At 68.1% G+C, this 23874-nt stretch carries 20 protein-coding genes; 8 read left to right on the forward strand and 12 right to left on the reverse strand.

What is annotated here, in order from left to right:
* Nucleotides 1-146: 146 nt before the first annotated feature.
* The 3 genes from OO69_RS26500 to OO69_RS26510 all read right to left on the reverse strand — a co-directional run bounded on the left by OO69_RS26500 (nt 147) and on the right by OO69_RS26510 (nt 2481).
* The gene (locus tag OO69_RS26500) at nt 147-776 is read right to left on the reverse strand and encodes an MBL fold metallo-hydrolase (protein ID WP_033283295.1); all 630 of its coding nucleotides are present in this window, start codon (nt 774-776) and stop codon (nt 147-149) included.
* Nucleotides 776-1861 (reverse strand): S-(hydroxymethyl)mycothiol dehydrogenase, encoded by a 1086-nt coding sequence (locus OO69_RS26505; RefSeq protein WP_033283296.1) that lies wholly within the window; start codon nt 1859-1861, stop codon nt 776-778. Before OO69_RS26505 ends, OO69_RS26500 begins: the two co-directional genes overlap by 1 nt.
* 131 nt (nt 1862-1992) lie before the next feature.
* A complete protein-coding gene (locus OO69_RS26510; protein ID WP_033283354.1) occupies nt 1993-2481 on the reverse strand; it encodes a TetR/AcrR family transcriptional regulator in 489 nt (162 codons plus the stop codon).
* Nucleotides 2482-2686: 205 nt separating this feature from the next.
* Here OO69_RS26510 and OO69_RS26515 point away from each other — a divergent pair, with 205 nt between their 5' ends.
* The 5 genes from OO69_RS26515 (at nt 2687) to OO69_RS26535 (ending at nt 9428) form a co-directional block, all read left to right on the forward strand.
* Nucleotides 2687-4144 (forward strand): aldehyde dehydrogenase, encoded by a 1458-nt coding sequence (locus tag OO69_RS26515; protein ID WP_033283297.1) that lies wholly within the window; start codon nt 2687-2689, stop codon nt 4142-4144.
* Between the two features lie 306 nt (nt 4145-4450).
* On the forward strand, nt 4451-5623 hold the full coding sequence (locus OO69_RS26520) for an ATP-grasp domain-containing protein (RefSeq protein ID WP_051801204.1): 1173 nt from the start codon (nt 4451-4453) through the stop codon (nt 5621-5623).
* Between the two features lie 52 nt (nt 5624-5675).
* The gene (locus OO69_RS26525) at nt 5676-6926 is read left to right on the forward strand and encodes an ATP-grasp domain-containing protein (protein WP_033283298.1); all 1251 of its coding nucleotides are present in this window, start codon (nt 5676-5678) and stop codon (nt 6924-6926) included.
* A complete protein-coding gene (locus OO69_RS26530; protein ID WP_033283299.1) occupies nt 6923-8200 on the forward strand; it encodes an MFS transporter in 1278 nt (425 codons plus the stop codon). The genes OO69_RS26525 and OO69_RS26530 overlap by 4 nt, the downstream gene beginning before the upstream one ends.
* On the forward strand, nt 8178-9428 hold the full coding sequence (locus OO69_RS26535; protein ID WP_033283300.1) for an amidase family protein: 1251 nt from the start codon (nt 8178-8180) through the stop codon (nt 9426-9428). The genes OO69_RS26530 and OO69_RS26535 overlap by 23 nt, the downstream gene beginning before the upstream one ends.
* 11 nt (nt 9429-9439) lie before the next feature.
* On the opposite strand, the gene OO69_RS26540 is transcribed toward OO69_RS26535, so the two are convergent.
* Nucleotides 9440-10372: a diiron oxygenase gene (locus tag OO69_RS26540; RefSeq protein WP_199811032.1), complete on the reverse strand. Its 933-nt coding sequence runs from the start codon at nt 10370-10372 to the stop codon at nt 9440-9442.
* 190 nt (nt 10373-10562) lie between these two features.
* Between OO69_RS26540 and OO69_RS26545 the strand changes: the two genes are divergently transcribed.
* On the forward strand, nt 10563-11285 hold the full coding sequence (locus OO69_RS26545) for a class I SAM-dependent methyltransferase (protein WP_051801205.1): 723 nt from the start codon (nt 10563-10565) through the stop codon (nt 11283-11285).
* A 22-nt stretch (nt 11286-11307) separates the two neighbouring features.
* Here OO69_RS26545 and OO69_RS26550 read toward each other — a convergent pair whose 3' ends face one another.
* The 7 genes from OO69_RS26550 to OO69_RS49525 all read right to left on the reverse strand — a co-directional run bounded on the left by OO69_RS26550 (nt 11308) and on the right by OO69_RS49525 (nt 18288).
* On the reverse strand, nt 11308-12777 hold the full coding sequence (locus OO69_RS26550) for an aldehyde dehydrogenase family protein (RefSeq protein ID WP_063744463.1): 1470 nt from the start codon (nt 12775-12777) through the stop codon (nt 11308-11310).
* Nucleotides 12761-13702 (reverse strand): isocitrate lyase/phosphoenolpyruvate mutase family protein, encoded by a 942-nt coding sequence (locus OO69_RS26555; RefSeq protein ID WP_051801207.1) that lies wholly within the window; start codon nt 13700-13702, stop codon nt 12761-12763. Before OO69_RS26555 ends, OO69_RS26550 begins: the two co-directional genes overlap by 17 nt.
* A 97-nt stretch (nt 13703-13799) precedes the next feature.
* Complete coding sequence (locus OO69_RS26560; RefSeq protein WP_033283302.1) at nt 13800-14342, reverse strand: thiamine pyrophosphate-dependent enzyme; 543 nt, start codon at nt 14340-14342, stop codon at nt 13800-13802.
* The gene (locus OO69_RS26565; protein WP_063744464.1) at nt 14342-14857 is read right to left on the reverse strand and encodes a thiamine pyrophosphate-binding protein; all 516 of its coding nucleotides are present in this window, start codon (nt 14855-14857) and stop codon (nt 14342-14344) included. The genes OO69_RS26560 and OO69_RS26565 overlap by 1 nt, the downstream gene beginning before the upstream one ends.
* The gene (locus OO69_RS49520) at nt 14854-15567 is read right to left on the reverse strand and encodes a CDP-alcohol phosphatidyltransferase family protein (RefSeq protein ID WP_051801208.1); all 714 of its coding nucleotides are present in this window, start codon (nt 15565-15567) and stop codon (nt 14854-14856) included. Before OO69_RS49520 ends, OO69_RS26565 begins: the two co-directional genes overlap by 4 nt.
* Entirely contained in the window at nt 15564-17501 is a 1938-nt protein-coding gene (gene asnB / locus OO69_RS26575; protein WP_033283361.1) for an asparagine synthase (glutamine-hydrolyzing), read from the reverse strand. The genes OO69_RS49520 and asnB overlap by 4 nt, the downstream gene beginning before the upstream one ends.
* A gap of 79 nt (nt 17502-17580) precedes the next feature.
* Nucleotides 17581-18288 (reverse strand): NTP transferase domain-containing protein, encoded by a 708-nt coding sequence (locus tag OO69_RS49525; protein WP_051801209.1) that lies wholly within the window; start codon nt 18286-18288, stop codon nt 17581-17583.
* A 594-nt stretch (nt 18289-18882) separates the two neighbouring features.
* On the opposite strand from OO69_RS49525, the gene OO69_RS26585 reads away from it, so the two are divergent.
* Nucleotides 18883-20313, forward strand: a complete 1431-nt coding sequence (locus OO69_RS26585) for an alkaline phosphatase family protein (protein ID WP_033283303.1) — start codon at nt 18883-18885, stop codon at nt 20311-20313.
* Between the two features lie 303 nt (nt 20314-20616).
* Here OO69_RS26585 and OO69_RS26590 read toward each other — a convergent pair whose 3' ends face one another.
* Nucleotides 20617-21636 carry a LacI family DNA-binding transcriptional regulator gene (locus OO69_RS26590; RefSeq protein WP_051801210.1) on the reverse strand — a complete coding sequence of 340 codons (1020 nt, stop codon included), beginning with the start codon at nt 21634-21636 and terminating at the stop codon, nt 20617-20619.
* 254 nt (nt 21637-21890) lie between these two features.
* On the opposite strand from OO69_RS26590, the gene OO69_RS26595 reads away from it, so the two are divergent.
* Nucleotides 21891-23852, forward strand: a complete 1962-nt coding sequence (locus tag OO69_RS26595) for a glycoside hydrolase family 127 protein (protein ID WP_033283304.1) — start codon at nt 21891-21893, stop codon at nt 23850-23852.
* The last annotated feature ends 22 nt before the right edge of the window (nt 23853-23874 follow it).

The raw sequence follows: 23874 nt of genomic DNA on the forward strand, positions 1-23874 counted from the left end.
AAGCGCAACGTCAGTTTGAGGGCGGCCCCAAACCGTTGTCAAGGCATTCAGAGGCCACGCGAAGGCCTTACCCAGTGTTGCTTTTCACGCAACATCGCGCACCATCAGCAACACCCGGCAGGGCTCGGAACACGCAGGAACCCGCGTCAGAACCCGCGGGCGATCCACTCCTGGAGATGCGGAGCCTCGGCGCCGACGGTCGTCGTATCCCCATGTCCGGTGTATACGACGGTGTCGCCCGGCAGGCCGAGCAGCCGGTCCCGGATCGAGTCGACGATGGTCGGGAAGTGGGAGTACGACCGCCCTGTGGCCCCCGGCCCGCCCGCGAAGAGCGTGTCCCCGCTGAAGAGGGCGTTCAGCGCGGGCACGTACAGACAGACAGCGCCGGGCGCGTGCCCTGGCGTGTGCAGCACGGTCACCTCGACCCCCGCCACCGCCACGACCTGCCCGTCGGCCAGTTCACCGTCGGGCGCCCGGTCGGGGTGGGTCTGCTTCCACAGGGGCAGGTCGTCGGAGTGCAGCAGGATCGGAGCGCCGGTGTGGTCGGCGAGGTCGGGTGCCGCATCGATGTGGTCGTTGTGCGCGTGGGTGCAGATGATCGCGGTGAGCCGACGGTCGCCGACTGCCTCCGCGATGGCGCCGGCATCGTGCGCGGCATCGATGACGACAGCCTCCTGGTCGTCACCGATGATCCAGACGTTGTTGTCGACGTCCCAGATCCCACCGTCGAGGCTGAACTGCCCTGCCGTGACGAGGTGTTCAATACGCGCGGCCATCACAGCACCACCACCGAACGCAGCACATCGCCGCCGTGCATCCGCTCGAAGGCCTTCTCGACGCCCTCCAGCGCGATGGTCTCCGTGACGAACGCGTCCAGATCCAGCCGCCCTTGCAGATAGAGGTCGATGAGCATCGGGAAGTCGCGGGAGGGCAGACAGTCGCCATACCAGGAGGACTTGAGGGAGCCGCCGCGTCCGAAGACGTCCAGGAGCGGGAGTTCGAGCTTCATCTCGGGCGTGGGCACACCGACGAGGACGACCGTGCCCGCCAAGTCACGTGCGTAGAAGGCCTGTTTGTACGTCTCCGGGCGGCCGACCGCCTCGATGACGACATCGGCACCGAAGCCACCGGTCAGCTCACGGATCGCCTCGACGGGGTCGCTCGCCCTGGAGTTGACGGTGTGCGTGGCACCGAGGGAGCGGGCCGTCTCCAGTTTCCGGTCGTCGATGTCCACGGCGATGATCCGTGCCGCTCCCGCAAGCCGGGACCCGGCGATCGCCGCGTCACCAACCCCACCGCACCCGATGACCGCGACGGTGTCACCGCGGCCGACGTTGCCGGTGTTGATGGCCGCACCGATACCGGCCATCACGCCGCAGCCCAACAGCCCGGCGGCGGCAGCCGATGCGGCCCGGTCGACCTTGGTGCACTGGCCCGCCGCGACCAGCGTCTTCTCGGCGAAGGCGCCGATGCCGAGGGCGGGCGAGAGTTCGGTGCCGTCGAGCAGGGTCATCTTCTGCTTGGCGTTGTGGGTGTTGAAGCAGTACTGCGGCCGGCCGCGCCGACAGGCCCGGCAATTCCCGCACACTGCACGCCAGTTGAGGATCACGAAGTCGCCTGGGGCCACATCGGTGACGCCCTCCCCCACCGACTCCACGACACCCGCGGCCTCGTGCCCGAGGAGGAACGGGAAGTCGTCGTTGATACCGCCCTCGCGGTAGTGCAGATCGGTGTGGCACACCCCGCACGCCTCGACCTTCACCAGCGCCTCGCCCGGCCCGGGATCGGGGACGACGATCGTCTCCAGGCTGACGGGGGCACCCTTCCCTCGCGCGACGACAGCACGGACCTGATGCGTCATGGCCACTCCTCCGCTGGTGCTGGACCTGAGCAGGACGTTGCTCATTACGGCACGCTTAGCGCGTGCCGCAACACAGCATCACGGAGGGCCGAACGGGGGTCAAGGATTCGGGTCGGCGCACACCGCCGGCATCACCGGCCGCCGAGCCCCCGCAGAAAGGTGTCGACGACCATGTCGGCGGCCTGGGCATCGGTGAGTTCGGGCAGTTGCTGCGAGGCCAGGTGCATGAGCTGCGGCAGCAGTGAACTCGCCCAGGCGACAGGGGTGTCCGCGCGCAGCAGCCCCTCGCCGATGGACCGTTCCAGGAAAGTGTCGACCTCGCGGATCACGGCGTCACGCCGTCCGCGGATCGCCTCGTCGGCCTTCATCCGGGTGAGTTCCACGGGCCACTTGCGATTGACGCCGATGATCCCCTCGACGTACCGGTGCAGGGCGACGGCGACGGGGGCCTCACGCAGCCTGGAGTCCTCGACGGCCCGCTCGATGGCCTCGACCCGGGCCTCGTAGATGGCGGCCAGCAGTTCCTCGCGGGAGGCGAACCGCCGATAGACGGTCCGCCGGTCGACACCCGCCTCGGCGGCGATGGCGGCGATGCTCGCGCCGGGATCGGCGGCGAGCATGCGCGCCCCGGTCGTCAGGACGGCTTCGAGGTTACGTACGGCGTCGGCTCTCACGCACCGAAGCATAGCCCGCCATGTGGAACCTAACCCGCCTAACACCTCACTGCTGAGACCAACTGCCACACAAGTGCTACATTGAAGTGACAGATACCGGGGACGATCGCCCCTCAGCCCCTCAGCCCCTCAGCCCCTCAGGAGAGAGCACATGATCACCTACGACCGACTCTTCATCGCGGGTTCGTGGACCGTTCCAAGCAGCCCCGACCTGCTCGACATCCGCTCGCCGCACGACCGCAGCGTGATCGGCCGCGCGGCGCAGGCCCTCCCCGCCGACGTGGACCGGTCCGTGGCCGCGGCCCGCGCCGCCTTCGACGAGGGCCCGTGGCCGCGCACGGCACCCGCGGAACGCATCGCCGTCATCCGGCGGCTGAACGCGCTGCGCGAGGCCGACGCCGAGAAGATCGCGGCGCTGATCTCGGCGGAGAACGGTTCGGCCGGCTGGTTCACGCTCGCCGGACAGCCGGGGCTCGGCCGACAGGCGGGTGCCTACCTCAAGGCGGCCGAGGAACTCGGCTGGGAGGAGACCCTGGCACCGTCCGACCCCGGCTCCCCCACCCGGAGCGTGCTGCGCCGCGAACCCATCGGTGTCGTGGCCGCCGTCATCCCGTGGAACTCCCCGTTCTCCGCGGCCCTGGCCAAGGTCATCCCCGCGCTGCTGGCCGGGAACACGGTCGTCCTCAAGGTGTCCCCGGAGAACTCGCTGAGCATGGGCTACCTCGCCGAGCTGCTGGAACGGTCCAATCTGCCGGAGGGCGTGATCAGCGTCCTGCCCGCCGACCGTGAGACCAGTGAGTACCTGGTGTCGCACCCCGGCGTGGACAAGATCGCGTTCACCGGCTCGACCGGGGCCGGCCGCAGGATCGCGTCCATCGCGGGCGAGCAGCTCAAGCGCGTCAGCCTGGAGCTGGGCGGCAAGTCGGCCGCCGTCATCCTCGACGACGCCGACGTCCAACAGGCCGTACAGGGGCTGAAGTTCGCGTCCCTGATGAACAACGGCGAGGCGTGCATCGCACAGACCCGCGTCCTCGCGCCGCGCGGCCGGTACGAGGAAGTCGTCACCGCCCTCAAGGATCTCGTCGAGTCGCTCAAGGTCGGCGACCCGAACGACCCCGACACGTTCATCGGTCCGATGGTCCGCCCCGACCAGCAGCAGCGCGTCCGCGACTACATCGAGCTCGGCATCAAGGAAGGCGCCCGCCTCGTCACCGGCGGCCCCCAGGTCCCGCCCGGCCTCGAAGGCGGCAACTACGTCACCCCGACCGTCTTCGCCGACGTGGACAACTCGATGCGGATCGCGCAGGAGGAGATCTTTGGACCGGTCCTCGTCGTCATCCCCTACGACGACGAGGACGACGCCGTACGCATCGCCAACGACTCGGAGTACGGCCTCTCGGGCGGAGTCTGGTCCGCCGACCAGGCCCACGCGCTCGCCGTCGCCCGCCGCCTGCGCACCGGCACGGTCACCGTGAACGGGGCGCCCATCGCCTTCGACGGCCCCTTCGGCGGCTTCAAGGCGAGCGGAATCGGCCGTGAGTACGGGGCAGTCGGGCTCGCGCAGTACGTGGAGTACAAGACCGTCACCCTCCCCCCGGCCGTTTCATAAGCCATCGATGTCCGTGATTTCAACCCGCACCCGGCCAGCCGACGGCCAAGAAAGAGAATGTAAAACCTTGTCAACCAAGGGAATGTGAAACAACGTCAATTCTCCCCGGGCGCTGGTCATACCTCTCGTACAACAAGGAATAGCGCAGTGTTCGTCAGATCTTTCCTGGGTACGGTGACGCGAAGGTTGCCGTTTATGCTCGGGAGGAGATCCGCTGTGCGGAAAACTGTGTGCCTGGTCGAGTCGCCCCGGACGGGTGCGGGACAAGACGCTGCACGGAGCCTGGCGAACTGGGGATACCGGACGGTGATCCTCGTCGACCGGCCGGAGAAACTGGACCAGTTCCTGCTCGACGACTACCGGGACATCGGGACGAGCATTGTCGGGTGCGACACCTCGTCCGCCACCGCGATCGTCGAGGCCGCGCTCGGTATCGCGGGTGACGACCTCGCCGGGGTGACTTCCGTATACGAATACTTCGTCGCGGTCGCCGCGGAAGCCGCCGCGCTGGTGAATCTGCCGGGACCTGCGCCGGAAGCCGTCCACCGGTGCAGGTCCAAAGCGGGCATTCGGTCCGCCTGTGACTCCGCGCCGGGTCTGAACCCGCGTTACGAACTCGTGCACGACGTCGCCGGAGCATTATCCGCGGCCGAGAAGACGGGCTTTCCGGTCGTCGTCAAACCGGTCGGCCTGACCGGCAGCGTATTCGTCCGGCGGTGCGACGACCCGTCGGAGGTGACACGTATCACCGAACACATACTGGGGACCGCCAGCTACCTCGGTGTCGAGATGGAACCGACCGTGGTGGTCGAGGAGTACCTGGCCGGTCCGGAGTACTCGGTGGAGGCGTTCGACGGCCGCGGACTGGGCATCACCGCGAAGACGAGCGGGCCGCTCCCCTACTTCGTCGAGCTGGCCCACCGGTTTCCGGCCAGTGTGGAGCCGGGCGTGGCGGACCTGATCGTCGAGACCGCCGAACGCGGGCTCAGGGCCGTCGGCCTCGACTGGGGACCGGCGCACGTCGAGGTGAAGTTCGCCGACCGGGCCCAGCGGGTTCCGCGGTTGATCGAGGTCAACCCGCGGGTCGGCGGTGACCGGGTGCCGGAGCTAGTCCGGCTCGCCACCGGGGTCGATCTGACGGCACGGCACATGGCCGCGGTCGTCGGCAGGCCGCGGCCCGAGCCGTCCGCCGCCGCGGCACCGGCCGCCGCGATCCGGTTCGTCGCGATGCCGGACACCGGCGAACTGGCGTCGATCGACGGAGTCGAGGACGCCCGGCGGGCCACCGATGTCACCGAGGTGCACATCAAGAACCGGATCGGCGACGTGTACCGCTCGCACGGCTCCAACCGCGACCGGATCGCGCACGTGATCGCCACCGGCCCGAACGCCGACGACGCGCTCAAGAACGCCACAAGTGCCGCCGAGGAGTTGCGGTTCGGCTGGAAACCGATTGAGGGCGGCGCCGAATACGTCTGAGCCCGGGAGAAGACCTCCGTCCTTTTGCACACGCCCGAGGAGCGCAGCAATCGTGAAGGTACTCGTTCTCAACCGGTTCAAACTCGCGCGCGTCGATTACCGGCAGTGGGCCCACCCGTCGGACGAGCTGTATCTGATCACCAGCAGTGACGCGGTGTCCGCCGACGAGACGGCCCGCAAGAAAGAGCTGGCCGGATTCGCGCACACCGAAGTCGTCGACGACTATGCCGATTCGGCCATGCCGGAATACCTGGCGCACCGACTGCACGAACGCCATTCGTTCGGCAGGCTGCTGGCCATGTCGGAGTTCGACCTACTCCGGGCCGGCCGACTCCGTGACGCCTGGGGTCTTTCCGGCCAGTCGGAAGCCGAGGCGTTATTGTTCCGCGACAAAATACGCATGAAAGAAGCACTGGCCGAATCCGGCGTCCCGATCACCGGATACCGGGCCGTCGACCACGTCACCGACCTGCTTCTCGCGGTCCGTGAACTCGGATTCCCGCTGGTGGTCAAACCACGGCTGGGCGCGGCCTCGGTGGGCGTGGCCGTCGTGGAGAACGACGCGGAACTGGACGCTTTCCTCGCCCACAACCCACTCTCCGTCGGGGACGCCCCGGCCCACCTCATGGCGGAATCCTTTGTCTCCCACACGCTGTTCCACATCGACGGGATCGTCGACGCAGGCGAGGTGAAGATCTGCTGGCCGTCCGAACAGACCACGTCGTGTCTGGAGATCGCCCAGGGCGCGGTCTGTCTCAGCACCTTCCTCGACGCCGACGATCCCCGCCTAGGAACCCTGCAGGACATGACAGTTCGCGCGGTCGAGGCCCTGGGCATCGAGGACACCGCGCTGTTCCACGCGGAGATCTTCGGGTCGGCGGACGGCTTCGTGTTCAACGAGGTCGGCTGCCGGGTCGGTGGCGCCAAGATCCGCGATCAGCTGGAGTACGGCTTCGACGTCGACCCCATCGAGTGGTTCGCCCGCGCCCATCTCGGCAACCCGCGGCACCACGACCTCCGGCCCGAGCCCGTCCGCCAGACCGGATACGCGCTCGTTCCCCCGCGCCCGGGTCTCGTCGAGGCGCTGGGCGAGGTCGAACTACCCCCTTCCATAAGGCTGTTCGACTCGAAGATCAGCCCCGGTGACGTGTTGGAACGGTCCACGTCGAGTACGTCCGCGATGGCGTCGTTCGTAGCGGTGGGCGCGACACAGGCGGACGTGGTCCGTGACCTCGACTCCGCTGTCGCCGCCCTGCGTTCGGCCCTGGTCATCCGGGAACCCTCGGAAGAGGCCGACCGATGACGGCCCCCACCCCGGCCCCCTCCCCCGCGCTGCACCGCGACGCGACGATCCTGGGCTTCGTCGCCGCGCGGGCCCTGGCGATCCTGGGCGACCAGACGGTGACGTTCTTCGTCCCGATCGCGGTGTACGGGGCGACGCAGAAGGTCACGTCGTCGGGCATCGCGTTCCTGGTGCAGTGGCTGCCGCGGATCCTGTCGATGCCGGTCTCGGGTGCCTACGTCGACCGTTTCCGGGCCCGGCGGCAACTCGTGGTCGTCGACCTGGCCCGGGTCGCGATGCTCGGGCTGGCCGCCGTCACCGGTTCGCTGCCGTTGCTGGTGGTCGCCGGCGGTGCGGCCACGCTGCTCAACGGCCACTCCACGATCGCGGTCGAGAGCATCCTCGGCCGCCAGGTGGCCCGGGACCGCTACCCCCAGACCCAGGCGAGATTCCAGGCGGCACAGCAACTCGTGACGGTCGCGGGCCCCGCCCTCGGCGGCATGCTGCTCGGCGTCCTGCCGGTCGACGCGGGCCTGGCCGTCATCGCCGCGATCTTCCTGGTCGCCGGGGTGTGGACAGGCCTGTGCTTCCACGCCCTGGACCGAGTGGTGGTCGAGACGGGCGGCGAGAAACTCCTACGGCGGCTCGGCACCGGTTTCTCGACGGTGTTCGGCAGCCGCCCGATCCTCTCCCTGATCGCGGTCACCCTCGGCGTCAACCTCACCGCGAGCCTGGTCCTGGCCTCACTGCCCGCGATCATCATCGGCGACCTCGGCCAATCCGAGCCCACAGTAGGGCTGTTGGCGGCGACGGCGACCGTGGTCAGTTTCCTCGCCGCCCTGCTGACCGCCCCGATCGCCAAGAGACGAGAGGTCGACGTCTTCCTCTGGCCCGTCGCCCTCCTCCTCGTGATCGGCGCCCTGTGCATGATCCTCGCCGGCGACGTCGTGGTCATGGGCATCGGCTACGGCTGCTGGAGCGCCGGCGTCACCGTCTTCACGATCTGGATGCGCACCTGGCGTATCCGCGTGATCCCGGCCGAGCAACTCGGCGCCGCGCTCGGGGTGTTCTCCTCCATGATCCTGGCATCGGCACCACTGGCAGGGGTCATCTTGGCCACGGCGGGCGGGAGTTGGGACCCCCGGACCATCCTGGCTGTCGTCGCGGTCGTCAGTCTCGTGGTGGCCCCCGTGTCCCTGGTGGTGTTCCGACGCCAGGTGCGCTCCCTCATCGCGCCCTTGAACAGCGAAGAGAAGCGAATAGGATCAGGCCATGGATATGGTGTTCGGTCGTGATGTCGTTTCTGAAACCGGGGCACACGCGGACGTGGCCCAGAACATCCGGACCTCCCTGAAGAGAATCGCCGAAACGGATACCGCCGTCGAGGCGTTCGAAGAAGAACCGGACAGGGATGGGCGGTTGGCCCGGATTCCCGAAGACAATTCCGGGCCGCTGCGCGGAGCCACTTTGGGCGTCAAGGACATTTTCGCCGTCGACGACCTTCCCACCACCGGCGGTTCGGCACTCGACCCGCGTGAGTTCGCGGGCCCCGAGGCATCGACGGTCACGCTGCTGCGGAGAGCGGGCGCAACGGTCGTAGGCAAGACAAAGACCGCTGAATTCGCCTGTGTTCATCCGCCCTCGACCCGTAACCCGCACGATCTGCGGCGCACACCCGGCGGATCCAGCAGTGGGTCCGCGGCTGCCGTGGCGACCGGAGCCGTAACACTGGCGACCGGAACGCAGACGATCGGCTCGGTGATACGGCCGGCGTCCTACTGCGGTGTGGCGGGTTTCAAGACGACCCAGGGTGGCGTCCCCTTGGACGGCGTCATTCCCTGCGCCCCGAGTTACGACTCGTTCGGGCTCTTCGCCACATCCGTGTCCGGCCTCGCGCTCGGTGCCTCAGTGCTGTTCGAGGAAGAGCGGACGATCGGCAGAAACCCGGTCATCGCGGTCCCCGCGCGCGAATATCTGACGCAGGCCACCGAAAAGGCGAACGAGGTGTTCGGCGCCGCGGTGCGTGATCTCGCCGAGGCCGGTCTCGATATCGTGCACACGGACCTGGCGGCCGATATCGCCGTTCTCTCCAGGACCCAGAAGGTTATTTTCGACGCCGAGTTCGCCCGGGCCCACGAGGACCGTTTCCGTCGGCACGGCAGCCTTCTGGGTGCGGGGACTACAGAAGTCATCCGCCGGGGCCTCGCCCTTTCGGAGCGCGCGTACGCGGCCGCCGTGGACGAACTGGCCGAGCAGCGCTCCGCCTTCGACGCCAGGATGGAGCAGGAGGGCATCGATCTCGTCGCGGCGCCGGCCGCGACCGATGTGGCGCCGCTCGGCCTGTCGTCCACCGGCAGTCCGGTGATGAGTCTGCCCTGGAGTCACTTCGGTCTGCCCTGCGTGACGATGCCCTTGCCGCGCGGTGTCGGGGAGTTGCCCCTGGGGCTCCAGCTCGTGGGGCGCCGTCACACGGACATACGGCTGCTCAGGTGGTCCGCTGAAGTCGCCGCCAGTCTCGGTTAGTTGACGGAGCGTCAACCGGGCAGCAGGCCGCGGCTCTGGGCCTCGTACCGGGCGCCGGGGTCGTCGAACGCCTCGATCTCCCGGAGGTATCCGAGGAGTTTCGAGGCGGTCGCGCGGTTGTAGTCGGCCTGGGTCCGCTCGCTGAAGGTCTCGGCGAGCACCTGGGCCACCTCGTCGGGTTTGAGGCCGTAGTCGCCGAGTTCGGTTCCGATGGACGGCACGTCGGGACGGAGGAAGACGTCGATGAGTTCGGGGAAGAGCCGGGCGGAGAAGGTGCGTTCCGCGCGGTTCAGGGAGGCCCATAAGAAGGTCAGGTAGGAAGCGAAGTAGGCGTGGTGCCGGCCTTCGTCCACCGCGTGGTCGTGCAAGGTGTCGACCACGGCTCCCGATACTTCGCGGGACTTGGATATCTCCGTCAGTGACGCGGTGATGAGTGTTTCCGAGACGATGGTGAAAAGCAGGTCGATGAAGCCCGCCTTGGCCGGATCGTGCTTCTCCTTGAGGGCCGCCAACCGGCGCAGGAAGTACGGCTCTTCGTCGATTCTGGGTGCGATGCCCGTGCGCGCCTGCACTTGCCGCATCAGGTCGACGGAGAAATATCCGTGGTAGGCCTCGTCGCAGTAGATCTTCAGGGCGTCGAAGCGCATTTGGTCGGGGATCGGCACCTGTATGTTGCCCTGCGATATGCCCAGGACGACGTAGTTGACCACCATGAACTCCAGCTTCGACGTGAAGTGGAGGTAACGGTAGAGCTGTTGGGTGAGCAGCCGGCGGAAGAGTTCCGGTCGTAGGCCGGCGACGAGTTCGTGCTTCGCGACCGGTACCAGATCCGCGGGGAAGAGGTCGCCGGTGTCGTCGGTAAGTGTTCGGCGCGGGCTGGACCGTACGGAGGCTCGACGGTCCCAGTTCGCGAATGGGGTGCGGTAGTCGGGGAGTTGAGCCAATGAATCGTCAAATTTCGCCGACGAATCGTCGGTCCGCGCATGGTTGCGTGTTAACTGGCTGATTGGGCAGAATGCTGCAGCCGCACAGCCCGTGAAGAGTCCGACAGTACCGCACATTCTCGATTCTCCTGGAGTTCGTATTCTGGGTTCTGGGCGAGTTCGGGGTACTACCCGAGAGGTGAAGCACCGCATGACGACGCAGCCCGGTCGGTCGGCCGAGGAAGAGTTCCAGCCCGTCACCGAGGAGCAGTTGGCCGAGCAGTTGGCGTACTACTCGAGTCGTGCGGGGGAATACGACGACTGGTGGCTACGGCGGGGAACCTTCGACAAGGGCGAGACCGCGAACGAGGTCTGGTTCCGTGAGGCGGAGCTGGTCCGGTCCGTGCTGTCCTCGGTCGAACTCGGCGACGACGTTCTCGAACTCGCCCCGGGTACCGGCACATGGAGCGTTCACCTCGCCCCTCGTGCCCGGAATCTCCTGCTGGTCGACGGGTCCGCCGAGATGCTCGCGCACAACCCGGCGGCCAAGGAGGAACAGGTCCGGACCGAGATCGCGGACCTGTTCACCTGGGAGACCGACGAGCGGTTCGACGCGATCGTCTTCACGTTCTGGATCTCGCATGTCCCGCGCGAACGACTCCGTCCCTTCTTCCGTTCGCTGGGGAGTTGGCTACGGCCCGGCGGCCGGCTGTTCTTCGTCGACGACCTTCCGCTCGCGACCACCGAACCGCATGTGGACGGCGCGGCCGGACAGACCATGACGCGTCGGCTCAACAGCGGGGAGAGCGCGACCATCGTCAAGAACTTCTACCCGGGCGCCGAACTCGCCGCCGCTGCAGGCGAGTTCGGCATCGACCTGGAAGTGCGCGAGAGCGAGACGTACTTCCAGTACGGCACCGGCCGCAGGCGCTGAGCGGCGAGGTGTGGCGGAGTGCTCAGCCGACACCGATCGTCGCCGTTCTCAGTTCGGTGAAGAACTCGATCGCGTCGTCGGCGCACTCCGCCGGGCCCACCTGGGACTCCTTGGTCCCGATGTGCGGCATGTGCGGAAACGCCCCCACACCCGGCCGGTTGACGTGCAGCATGCCTGCCTCGGCCTCGGTGAGGAACCGGCCGATCAGCGGCAGGCTGGCCGTGAACAGGGTGGCCGACATGCCGTACCGGACGGAGTTGTTGATGGCCACCGCCTCGTCGAAGTCACGGCACCGCAGGACGACCAGGATCGGGCCGAACACCTCGGTGTTCGCGAGCGGGGCGTCCGCTGCGATGCCGGTGAGGACCGTCGGCGCCATGAAGTAGCCGCCGTCGTCGGTGACCACCGCGGTTCCCCCGGTGACGAGTCGGGCGCCGTCGCGTACGGCCGCGGACACGGCGTCCAGACAGCGTTCGAGGCTGGCCCTGTTGATCAGCGGACCGAGGTCGGTCAGCGGATCGTCCGGCCGACCCACCCGCAGGGCGCTCGCCCGGGCCGCCAGACGGGCGACGAACTCGTCGAAGACGTCGTCCTGGACGATGGCCCGGCTGGTCGCGGAACAGCGCTGTCCGGCCTGGCCGAAGGCTCCGTGCGCGACGGCGTCGGCCGCCTTCTCCAGGTCGGCGTCCGCCAGGACGACGACCGCGTTCTTGCCGCCCATCTCGAGCTGGGTCCTGGTGAGCGACGCGGCGGCGGCCGCCTGGACACTGCGGCCGACGTCGACGCTTCCGGTGAAGGACACCCCTTTGACCAGCGGGTGTTCGACGAGGGCGGCGCCGGTCGGGCCGTCGCCGTGCACGAGGTTGACCACACCGGCCGGAACTCCCGCCTCGTGGGCCAGAGTTACCAGCCGCTGCGCGGTGAACGGGGCCAGCGGTGACGGCTTGAGCACCACCGTGCAGCCGGCCACCAGGGCCGGGGCGAGTTTCCACACCGGGATGGCCAGCGGAAAGTTCCACGGTGTGATGAGCCCGACCACGCCGATCGGATGGCGTGTGGTGGAGCTCCAGGTGTCCGGGCTGTCGGACGGCAGCGTCCGCCCGCCGAGCCGTCGGCCCAGCCCGGCGGCGAACCGGACGATCTCGATCGACCGGGCGACCTCCGAATCGGCCTCCGCCCGGGTCTTGCCGTGTTCCTCGGTGATCAGCAGGGCCAGTTCGCCACGGTCCCGCTCCATCAGCCCGGCCAGGCGATGGACCAGGTCCGCGCGGGCGATGGAGCCCAACTTCCGCCACGCCGCGAGCTGTTCGTGTGCCGTCCTGACGGCGCTGTCGACAACTCCCCTGTCCGCGACGGGAATCCGGCCTAAGGACGTACCCGGGCGGGCGGGGTTCACTTTCTCCAACAGGGCATCGCCCTGAACGTGTTGGCCGCCGACGAGGTGTGCGCCCCTGTGGATGCGGTCGGCCCGTATCTCAACGCTCAACGACATCGGCGTTCCTCCGCTCTTCCCGGGCGCCGTTCAGGATCTGCTTGGCGACGCCCTGGCCGATCGACTCGAAGCGGTCCTCGGCGGACAGCAGCGCGGCCACGTCCTGGTACCCGAACACGTCGCCCAGCGGGGCGAGTTGGTTCTCCACCGGTGCCGCCGTGCCCTCGGCGAGGATGGACCCGAATATCTGGCGGATCGACGTGATGGCGCCACGCAGGCCCTGGTTGGCGTAGATCGCGAGCGACGCTCCGCCGGCCCGCAGCTCTTCCATCGTCACGCTGTTGTACGTCGTCGGGACGACCACGATCGGCAGCTGCCCGTCGTAGGCGGCGCAGAACGAGTAGATCTCGTCCGGTGTGGTGCGCTTGGAGTGGATCAACAGCGCGTCCGCGCCCGCGAGTTCGTAGGCCTCGGCCCGGCGCAGGGCCTCGTCGAGGCCGTAGCCGGAGATGAACGCCTCGATGCGGGCGATGATGACGAAGTCCTCGCTGACACGTGTCGCCACCGCCGCGGCGATCTTGCCCGCGAAGTCCTCGATGGGTACGAGGGCCTGGTTCCCGGCGACGAAGCTGTTGAGCTTCGGGAAGGTCTTGTCCTCGATGCAGACGCCCTGGACCCCGGCGGCCTCGTAACTGCGCACCATGTGGACGACGTTGCCGATGCCGCCGAATCCGGAGTCGCAGTCCGCGAGGACCGGGACGGACACCTTCTCGACCATCGCCCGGGCCACGGCGAGGCATTCGTTCATGCTGAGGATGTTGGCGTCGGGGACGCCGAGCGAGGCGGCGATCTCCAGCCCGCTCGCCCAGACCACGTCGAAGCCCGCCTGTTCGACGAGTTGAGCGGTCAGCGGGTTGTGGGCGCCGGCCGCTTTGGCGAGGTCGGCGTCGTGCAGCAGGGCGCGCAGGGACTTTACCGGTGACATTGATGTTCTCCCTTGCGGAGACGGAGGGACCGAGCGGTGATGACATGGCCGAGCGCCGCGTGCGTCGCGGAGTGCCGGGGCCCCGGCCGGGCGCTGGCTACTTGACCGCGAGAAAGCGGGTGAAGCGCTCGCGCAGCTCGTGGGGGGTGTGCGCGACGCGGCGGCCGACGGGCTCGCTGCGTGGCCTGACCTTCGCGTGGACGAAGGCGGGGAAGGCGTCGATCGACGCCCAGTCGACGTCCGGTGTCTGCACGGACAGGGCCCTGCGATAGCCGAAGGCCAGTGCGGCCGAGACGGGATCCTCGAACGGCACCGTGCGCTGGCCGCCGGTGCTGCCGTGGACACCGTTGTCGAGTACGACGTGCAGCAGCCGTGCGCCGGTCGCTCCGACGCTCAGCATGCCGCCGGTGTTCATCGCCAGCGAGCCGTCACCGTCGAGCACGACGACCGGTCGGCCGGGGTCGGCCAGGGCGACGCCGACTCCGACGGGAGCGGCCATCCCCATGGAGCCGACGAGATAGAAATTCCCCTCGCGGTCCCCGAAGTTGAACAGGTCGCGCGAGATGTGCCCGCAGGTCGAGATCACCGCTGCGGTGGGGAACGCCGTCAGCACCGAGCGGAACATGTCCTCGTACCGCATCAGACCCCCGAGGTGATCAGGACGGCCACCGCGCGGTGTCCGTCGTCGTGGAGGTCCACCGCGGTGTCGATCGCCCGGGCGGGGTCTTCCGGATCCAGGACCACATGCCCGATTCCTACGGCGCCCAGGACGCGGAGCAGTTCGCGGCCGATGATGTCGTGCTCGACGGCGTCCGTGTCGTCGAAGCCGCGCCAACTCATCAGCACCAGTGGGTTGATGCCGTAGATCTGGGTGAGCGAGGTGAAGGAGTTCAGGCTGTAGCCGAGCCCCGAGTTCTGCATCAGGACGAACGGGGTGCGGCCGCCGAGCCGGGCGCCGACCGCGATGCCGACGGCGGTGTCCTCACGCGGTGCGGGGACGTAGGTCAGGCCCAACTCGCTTGTGGTGTGCGGTGATTCGAGATGCCGGAACAGCCCGTTCAGGAGGGAGCAGGGCACTCCTGTGGCGAAGTCGAAGCCGTGCGCGGCGAGTTGTTCCAGGGTGCGGTGCGCGACGTCCGTCGCCACCTGGGTCATGACCCGATCCCTTGGGCGGCGTAGACGGACAGGACGGCGGTCAGCGCGAAGCAGAGGACCAGGAATCCCTTGAGATAGCGCCCGCGGAGTTTCGGTACCGTGAAAGGCGCGACATTCAGGATCGCGACCGCGAATCCCGCCACCGCGGCTCCCCCGACCGCCGCGCCCGGTGCCAAGGCCCAGAGGGCGATCAGCACAAGGGCGACGACCACCGGGTTGTAGAAGATCGGCATCCCCGAGAATTTCCCGCCGGAGAGTCCGTAGACGTTGAAATAGGCGAGCCGCGTAACGCCGGCGACGACTATCAGGGCGGCCGGGACCAGCAGGAAGGAATTCCAGTTCCCCACGGCCAGGACGAGGGCGGCCGGTCCGACTCCGCTGCAGACGGCGTCCGCCAGCGAGTCCAGCTGGAGTCCCAGGGCGGACATGTGGGCCGGCCGGTTCTTGGTGCTGCGGGCGATGGGTCCGTCGAAGCAGTCCAGGATGACCGCTATCACCCCCATCGCGGCGGATATCTGGAGTCGGCCCTGGGCGGCGAAGTAGATGCCGAGGAGTCCGCTCACCACTCCGGCGATGGTGCAGAGGTTCGCCCAGTCCGCCCATAAGGAGAGGATCGTCGGGTCCGCTTGGCCGGCTGGTTCGGCGGGTTCGGTTGTTTCAGTGGGCTTGGTCGGTTCGGCCGGTTTCGCCTGGGTGTTCTGCTGGGTCATGCGTCCACCACGTTCTGCAGCCAGAGTTCGACGTTCATGTACATCCAGACTTTCTTCCCGTAGAAGTCGTGATCCAGGTTCTGTGGATTCGACAGGAACTTTTCCATGCGGCACGGGTCGAATATCCCGCGCCGGGTCGCGACCGGGTCGAGGAGGATGCCCTTGGCCTCGTCGAGCATTCCCGCCCGCATCCAGTCGTCCAGGGGCGTGGGAAAACCCATCTTCTTGCGCTGGGTCAGTTCGCGGGGCAGATAGCGCTCGGCGAGTTTCCGCAGCAGGGTCTTCGTCGTGTCCAGGCTCTCGGACGCGGCGAAGGCGGGTGTGGAGACGGACCGGAACTGGGACCAGCGGCTGTTCCAGCGCATCTTGTACTTCACCGGCATCCGGACGAACGTCTCGATCAACTCCGCGTCCACGAAGGGAACACGCCCTTCGAGACTGGCCGCCATGCCGATGGTGTCGACCTTGTCGAGAATCGCGCCGATGTGCAGATGCTGGAAGGCGTGCAGCACCGAGTCGTAGGGGTTGCCCCGCCGGGTGCGGCCGAAGGACGCCTCGAACGGATTCCGGGTGGCCCGGTCGCCGTTGAGAACGGCACGGGACTCGGCGGTGAAGAGCTGGTTCTTCTCCTCGAACGGCACCCAGTTGTAGACGCGGTAGAAATGTTCGAGATGGCTCCGTACATCGAGATTGGCCAGTACGGAGGTCTGACTCGGACCCCGTCCGGACACTATCCGGTCGACCGCGTCCGCGGGAAGTATCTTCCGCAGGGCGCTGATCTTCTTCCAGTCCAGCGGCGATCGCATGACGCGTCCGTAACCGCCGAACAGTTCGTCCGCGCCGTCACCGGAAAGGGCCACGGTGACGTCGTGTTTCATGAGCTTGGAAAGCTCCAGGACGGCGATCTCCTGAGGAATGCTCAGTGGCGCGTCCCGGTGCCGGATGAGCGGCACCAGACCCTTGCGGTAGTCCTCGTGGCCGACGACGAGATGCTGATGCTCGGCGCCGACCTCCCGGGCGACGGCCTCGGCGAACCTGCCCTCGTCGTAGGCGCCGTCGCCGTAGCCCACCGAGAACGTCTTGATCGGCCGGTCGCTCATCCTGGCCATCATGGCCACGATCAGGCTGGAGTCGAGACCGCCGCTGAGGTAGGCGCCCAGGGGCACTTCGGACACCATGCACCGGCGGATCGACTGCTCCAGCAGGTGGTCGGCGCGGTCGAGCCAGTCCGCCTCCGACGTGGTCCCGTCGATGTCCGGGACCGGGAGGCTCCAGTACTGACGGACCTTGAGCTCGCCGGCCCGCACGGTGAGCACATGGCCGGGGAGGACCTTTTCGATGCCGTCGAAATAGCTGACACCCCAGACGGGCTGACGGAAGGACAGATAGCTCGATATCCCGTCCAGGCTGGGCACACGGCGGAAATCGGGATGCGCGAAGATGGACTTCATCTCCGAGCCGAACAGGAACTGCGAGCCGACCTGTGCCCAGTAGAGCGGCTTGATACCGAGGCGGTCCCGCGCGAGGGTCAGTGTTCCGGAGCGCGGATCATGGATCGCGAAGGCGAACATTCCCACGAGTTCGTCCACGATCCGCTCGCCCCATTGCAGGTATCCCCGCAGGATGGACTCGGTGTCGCTCGTCGTCCGGAACCGGTGGCCAAGCCCCTCCAACCGGGCGCGCAGTTCACGGTAGTTGTAGATCTCGCCGTTGAAGACGAGGGCCACACCGCTGTCCTCGTCCGTCATCGGCTGGTGTCCGTGCGGCACGTCGATGACGCTGAGCCGCTGGAAACCCAACCCGATCGGTCCGTCGATGTGCAGACCGCTTTCGTCGGGTCCGCGATGGACCAGACAGTCGGTCATCATTTTGAGCAGGTCGGTCTGTTCGAAATTCCGTCCGTCGGTCTGGAAAACGCCCGCCACGCCACACATGCCGTTTCCTCCCCTTTCTGGACCACGCGAAGATTTCCGTACCACGCGAAATCTTCTGGACCACACGAAACTTTCCGGACTACTCGAACCGTTGCTTCGCGAGCAGATAGTCGTCCTCGTCGTCGATCTCGGCCCATTCGTCGGTCTTGGCATCCACGAAAGAGACCGGGACGGCCGTACTGACATCGGCCATGACCGAGGTGAAATAGGCGTCCGTGCCACAGCCGGCGGCCATTTCCGCGGCGACGGCATCGGCGAGCAGGCCGGCCGCCGCACTGGTCGCGCTCAGGAATCCCACATAGTTCCCGTCCGCGTCGGCCGGGGCGATGTGGTTTCCCATGTCCACACTTCCGTCGGCCGCACGGCGCACCCGCATGGTGCCGGTCAGCCTTGTGGAGAGGTCGACCAGCAGATGGATTCCGGCCAGCTCGTCCCACAGATCCGCCATGGCCTGGTCGGACACGACGACGTCACCGAAGAGCACGGCGCAGTCGTGGCCACGCAAGAGATCGGCGTGGGCCGCCAGCGTCCAGAGGTTATTGGTGCTTTCGAAGTCCGGATAGTAATGCAGAGTCGCACGGGTGCCGACTTCCCGGGCGATCTGTTCGGCTTCATGGCCGACTATGACATGAACATCGGTCACGCCGTTCAGACCGAGTTGATTCAGCACCCGGGATATCAGTGTCTCGCCGCCGATCCGGATCAGACACTTCGGCTGCCCTTCGGTTATGCCCCGGGCCCGGGTACCGCGGCCGGCGCAGAGCAGGATTGCACGACGATACGTCATTACCTCTCCTTGGAGCGCAACACGTTCCGCAACGCTTCACCACCGTACGGATCGGTGACGTTCAAGTGAAGCTTGACTAACTTAAATATGTCCGACGATTGCTTATGTAATGCAAAGAGCTCATCAATGGACCATGCGTGAGTTTTTCTTTGCGCGGGCTTGGGGATTTCGGAGAGTTAGCGGAGCGTGATAAATTATCGCGCTGCGTGATCATCGCTGGACGGAAGGGGGATGAACCGCGCGGCCCATGTCGCGCGTATATGCCGCGCTCCAATTTATGTCCGCAAAGGGGTAGTTGGCCCTCCGTTTACGGGGAGGACGCCCCGTATCAAGGTCCGGACCCCGCCCCATGTTCCGGCAACGGCCCCGCAACGGCCGCACCACACCGGTCACGGCTTGGCCAACCCCTGCCCGACCTTTGAGCACTTGTTCACCAGGGATCCTCTGTCGACTCACCCGTTCATCAAGAGAGGGTGATCACGCGGACAGGGTCTGCCACCGAGACCGTCACGGCTCGCTGCCGTGGCGTGACGCACAGAGGTGGCACAGAAAATTTCCCGCCGCGAACTGACGCAGACTCAAGAAGGGGCAATCATGGCCGAGTTAACGCGCCGTAGACTCCTCGGTTCCGCCGCGGGCGCGCTGGGCGGTGCCGCGGCGTTCTCCGTCCTCCCGCCGAGCATCCAACAGGCCGTCGCGGCCGGGCCGGTGAAGGGTTCGCTCGACGACATCGAGCACGTCGTCCTGCTGATGCAGGAGAACCGGTCGTTCGACCACTACTTCGGCACGCTGTCCGGTGTGCGCGGCTTCGCCGACCCGGACGCGCTCAGGCTCGACTCCGGCAGGTCCGTGTTCTACCAGCCGGACGCGGTGAACCCGAAGGGGTATCTGCTCCCCTTCCACCTCGACACCCACACCTCCAGCGCACAGGCCATCCCGTCCACCAGCCACGCCTGGGACGTGCAGCACTCCGCCTGGAACAACGGCAAGATGGACAACTGGCTGCCGGCCCACCGCACCGCCGACGGCGTCAACGGCCCCTATGTGATGGGCTATTACGACCGCCGGGACATCCCCTTCCAGTTCGCCCTCGCCGACGCCTTCACCATCTGCGACGCCTACCACTGCTCGGTGCTCGGCCCGACCTGGCCCAACCGGATGATGTGGATGACGGGCACCATCGACCCGGGCGGTACGCGGGGCGGCCCTGTCACCAGCAACACGGTGCCGCCGACGCCGTTCCGCTGGACGACCTACGCGGAGCGCCTCCAGAACGCCGGCATCAGCTGGAAGTCGTACCACGAGGAGGACGACGCGTTCGGCTGCAACGTCCTCGTGCAGTTCCAGGCGTTCGCGGAGTCCCAGCCGGGCTCGGACCTGTACGAGCGCGCCGTACGCCCCATGCCCGCGGGCACGTTCGAGGACGACGCCCGCAACGACCGTCTCCCCGCGGTGTCCTGGATCATCCCGACGAGCCTGACGTCCGAGCACCCGGACTATCTCCCGGCGGCGGGCGCGGACTGGGTCGCGTCGAAGATCGAAGCGGTCGCCTCGAACCCGAAGTTGTGGAAGAAGACGGCCTTCATCCTCAACTACGACGAGAACGACGGCCTGTTCGACCACGTCGTGCCACCGACCGCGCCCGCGGGCACGGCGAACGAGTACGTCGGCGGGCTGCCGGTCGGTGCCGGGTTCCGTGTCCCGGCGATTCTCATCTCGCCCTGGACGGTGGGGGGTTGGGTGGCCACGGAGACCTTCGACCACACCTCGGTCCTCCAGTTCCTGGAGCGCTGGACGGGGGTGGAGGAGCCGAACATCAGCGACTGGCGCCGGGACACCTTCGGCGACCTCACCTCCGCGTTCCGCTTCCGCGACACCCGCACGCGCCCACCGAGGCTGCCGCAGGACACCGCGGAACAGCTGGCGAAGGCGAAGGAGGAGGTGGCGACCCTGCCGGCCCCCACCTTGCCCGGCGCGGACCAGGCCTTCCCCCGGCAGGAGAAGGGGCGTAGGCCGCAGGTGTGAGTGGCGGCTGAGGGTTCGCCGGTGCCTCATGACGGGAGAGCGGTGAGGGCATGCCCTTCCGCGCTCCCGTCACTGGTCCCCGGAAGCCGACTCCGTAGGGCCCTGGTCGAGGCGTTCCACGGCGGCGGCCACCGCGTAGCGCGCCTGCCCCTCGCCCCCCCCTGACGACCGCGGTCCCGCGCCCGGGGCGAGGGGCACCTGCGGCTGTCGCACGGTCAGGCTGACGTCCGGAGCTCTTCACGCGCGCCGCCCGGATCGTAGCCGCGGTCATAGCGTGCTCGATTCCCCAACTCACCCGAAGACTCAGGTGGATTCGCGCACGACCAGCCGGCAGGGAACGCTGTGCAGGCCGGGCGCCGGCTCGGAGTTGATGGCGTCCAGGAGCAGGAGGGCGGCCTGTCGGCCGATCTCGGAGAGGGCCGTGTCGATCGTGGTGAGGGGCGGGCGGGAGGCCAGGGCCATGACGTCCCAGTTGTCGTAGCCCACGATCGACACCCTGCCGGGCACGTCCAGGCCGTTCTCGCGCAGCGCGTCGGCGACACCTCTGGCGATCTGGTCGTTGCCGCAGAAGAAGGCGTCCGTGTCCGGTGCCGTACGCAGCACCGCTTCGGCGGCGCGGCGACCCCATGCCTCGCTCCACTCCCCGAAGTGGACCCGGCCGGTGGCGAGTTCCAGGGCGGAGTGCTTGAGGAGTTCGAGGGTGTGGTGGGCGCGGTCGCGGGCGGCCGCGTGGTGAGCCGGCCCTGTGATGTGCGCGATCCGGGTGCGGCCGGTGCCGAGCAGATGCTCGATGGCCAGCTTGGCTCCGCTCCGGTCGTCGGACACGACGGAGATGTCGTCCGGGTCGGTGGACGGCGAGAGCGCGTAGACCGTCGGGATCGGTTCGATGCCGTTCAGCGGCGGACGCGGGTCCGTCCTGCGGCCGGTCACGATGATGCCGTCCACCCGGCGGTCCATGAGGTTGCGCAGGTGGTGCTGCTCGCGGATGGCGTCGCCGCGGGTGTCGCACAGCAGGACGGAGATCTTTCCGGCGCCGAGCGCGTCCTCGGCGCCGAGGAGGACGGGCGTGCTGAAGCGGCCGATGCCGTCCGTCGTCATCAGCCCGACGGTCCAGCTGCGGCCGGTGTGCAGGCTCTGCGCCTGCTGATTGGGGCGGAAGTCGAGTTCTTCGACGGCGTCCAGGACCCGCTGCCGGGTCTCCGGGCGCATGTTCCCGCTGCCGTTCAGCGCCTTGGAGGCCGTCCCGACACTGACACCGGCCAGCTTGGCCACGTCGGCCAGCTTCGCCCGCCCGGTGGGCGGAAGACTTGGAACGGCGGTCACGCGCAATCCTTTTCCCTGACGACATCGGCAGTTGCATCCTGACACCGTTCACGCCGCCTGGCCAGCCCTCACCGGACTAGGAAAATGTTTGGACGGACCCCTTGACGCACCCTCGGTCCCGTTCCTACCTTTCCCGGCAGAAAAACGTTTTCCTAAACGGGTTCGAGAGACGGAGCAACGCCCGTCCGGCCTCAGGGACGCCCTGACGCGCCTCGCGTCCCCGACCCGCTTCCCACCTACCTCTCCGGAGTGCCATGCCCCGCCCACGTTCCACCGCGCTGCCCTCCTCGGCCCCGGCCCCGTCCGAACAGGCGGGCGCGTCCACCGGCCCGGTCCGCCTCGGCCCGGGTGCCAAGGCGGCACTCGCGCCCGCCGCGGCCGAGGTGCGCGCCGGCTTCTGGAGCACCCGCCGCGAGGTGAACGCGCGTGTCTCACTCCCGCAGGGCCCCGAGCTGCTGGAGTCGGCGGGGAACCTGCACAACCTGCGGCTGGCGGCGGGCGCGGTCGAGGGCGAGTTCCGGGGCGCGTACCCGTTCGTGGACACGGATGTCTACAAGTGGCTGGAGGCCGCCTCCTGGCAGCTCGCCCAACACCCCGACCCCGACCTGGAGTCGGAGGTCGACCGGATCGTCGCCCTGGTCGCCGGCGCGCAGCAGCCCGACGGCTATCTGAACACCTGGTTCCAGCTGCTCAAGGGCGGCGAGCGGTACAAGGACCTGCGCTGGGGCCACGAGCTGTACTGCGCGGGCCATCTCATCCAGGCGGCCGTCGCCCACCACCGTGCCACCGGCCGGCCCCAACTCCTGGACGTGGCGCGCGGGTTCGCCGACCACATCGACTCCGTGTTCGGCCTGCCCGGCAGCGGCAAGGAGATCGACGGCATCGACGGCCACCCCGAGGTCGAGACCGCCCTGGTGGAGCTGTACCGGGAGACCGGCGAGCGCCGCTACCTCGATCTGGCCGGCTACTTCGTCGACCGGTTCGGCCACGGCCTGCTGGGCGGCGAGGCGTACTGCCAGGACCGGGTGCCGCTGCGCGAGGCGGACACCGTGGAAGGCCACGCCGTACGGCAGTTGTACCTGCTCGCGGCCGCCGCCGATCTGGCGACCGAGACCGGGGACGCCGAACTCCGGGCGGCGGGCGAGCGGTTGTGGCGGGCGATGACCACCACCAAGACCCACCTCACCGGCGGCCTCGGCGCGCACCACGACGAGGAGGACTTCGGCGACCCGTACGAACTCCCCAACGAGCGCGCCTACTGCGAGACTTGCGCCGCCATCGCGTCCGTCCAGTGGAGCTGGCGGATGGCCCTGCTCACCGGCGAGGCCCGCTACTCCGACCTGATCGAACGCACCCTGTACAACGGTTTCCTGGCCGGGGTGTCGCTCGACGGCGAGAGCTGGCTGTACGTCAACCCGCTCCAGGTCCGCGACGGCCACACCGACCCGGGCGGCGACCAGTCGGCCCGCCGCACCCGCTGGTTCCGCTGCGCCTGCTGCCCGCCGAACGTGATGCGGCTGCTGGCCTCGCTGGAGCACTACCTCGCGTCCGGCGACGAACAGGGCCTGCAGATCCACCAGTTCACCACCGGCCGCTACTCCTACGGCGGGATGTCCGTCCGCACCGAGACCGACTATCCCTGGCACGGCACGGTCGCCCTCACCGTCGAGGACACCCCCGACCGGCCGTGGACCCTGTCCCTGCGCGTCCCGCAGTGGTGCCGCGAATTCCGGGTGCGCGTCGGGGAGTTGTCGTACGCCCAGACGGACGCACCAGTCGAGGACGGGTGGCTGCGCCTCGAACGGACCTGGGCGCGGGGCGACTCGGTCGTCCTGGAGCTGGTGCTCGAACCCCGGCTGACCGCCGCCGACCCGCGGGTGGACGCCGTGCGCGGCTGTGCGGCGATCGAGCGCGGGCCGCTCGTGTACTGCCTGGAGCAGGTGGACGTCCCCGGCGGCGGTCTGGACGACATCGTCCTCGACGCCACCCGCCCGCTGGCCGTGAAGCACCGCCCGGATCTGCTCGGCGGGGTCACCACCGTCGTCGCGGCCGGGTACCGCAGGCGCCTTGCGGACGACGGGAGTTGGTGGCCGTACCGGTCCCCCGCACCCGGCGCCGCACCGACCGGCGACCTGGTCGAGCTGACCGCGATCCCCTACTACGCCTGGGCCAACCGCCAGGACGGCGCCATGCGCGTCTGGCTGCCCACCTCCTGACCCCGCACCACCTGCCCCCTCC

The sequence above is a fragment of the Streptomyces sp. NRRL F-525 genome (assembly GCF_000716605.1).
Lineage (GTDB): Bacteria > Actinomycetota > Actinomycetes > Streptomycetales > Streptomycetaceae > Streptomyces.

Coding starts and splice junctions, on each gene's coding strand:
- OO69_RS26500 (WP_033283295.1), bottom strand. CDS start 776: ATGGCCGCGCGTATTGAACACCTCGTCACGGCAGGGCAGTTCAGCCTC.
- OO69_RS26505 (WP_033283296.1), bottom strand. CDS start 1,861: ATGACGCATCAGGTCCGTGCTGTCGTCGCGCGAGGGAAGGGTGCCCCC.
- OO69_RS26510 (WP_033283354.1), bottom strand. CDS start 2,481: ATGCTCGCCGCCGATCCCGGCGCGAGCATCGCCGCCATCGCCGCCGAG.
- OO69_RS26515 (WP_033283297.1), top strand. CDS start 2,687: ATGATCACCTACGACCGACTCTTCATCGCGGGTTCGTGGACCGTTCCA.
- OO69_RS26530 (WP_033283299.1), top strand. CDS start 6,923: ATGACGGCCCCCACCCCGGCCCCCTCCCCCGCGCTGCACCGCGACGCG.
- OO69_RS26535 (WP_033283300.1), top strand. CDS start 8,178: ATGGATATGGTGTTCGGTCGTGATGTCGTTTCTGAAACCGGGGCACAC.
- OO69_RS26545 (WP_051801205.1), top strand. CDS start 10,563: ATGACGACGCAGCCCGGTCGGTCGGCCGAGGAAGAGTTCCAGCCCGTC.
- OO69_RS26550 (WP_063744463.1), bottom strand. CDS start 12,777: ATGTCGTTGAGCGTTGAGATACGGGCCGACCGCATCCACAGGGGCGCA.
- OO69_RS26555 (WP_051801207.1), bottom strand. CDS start 13,702: ATGTCACCGGTAAAGTCCCTGCGCGCCCTGCTGCACGACGCCGACCTC.
- OO69_RS26560 (WP_033283302.1), bottom strand. CDS start 14,342: ATGCGGTACGAGGACATGTTCCGCTCGGTGCTGACGGCGTTCCCCACC.
- OO69_RS26565 (WP_063744464.1), bottom strand. CDS start 14,857: ATGACCCAGGTGGCGACGGACGTCGCGCACCGCACCCTGGAACAACTC.
- OO69_RS49520 (WP_051801208.1), bottom strand. CDS start 15,567: ATGACCCAGCAGAACACCCAGGCGAAACCGGCCGAACCGACCAAGCCC.
- asnB (WP_033283361.1), bottom strand. CDS start 17,501: ATGTGTGGCGTGGCGGGCGTTTTCCAGACCGACGGACGGAATTTCGAA.
- OO69_RS49525 (WP_051801209.1), bottom strand. CDS start 18,288: ATGACGTATCGTCGTGCAATCCTGCTCTGCGCCGGCCGCGGTACCCGG.
- OO69_RS26585 (WP_033283303.1), top strand. CDS start 18,883: ATGGCCGAGTTAACGCGCCGTAGACTCCTCGGTTCCGCCGCGGGCGCG.
- OO69_RS26595 (WP_033283304.1), top strand. CDS start 21,891: ATGCCCCGCCCACGTTCCACCGCGCTGCCCTCCTCGGCCCCGGCCCCG.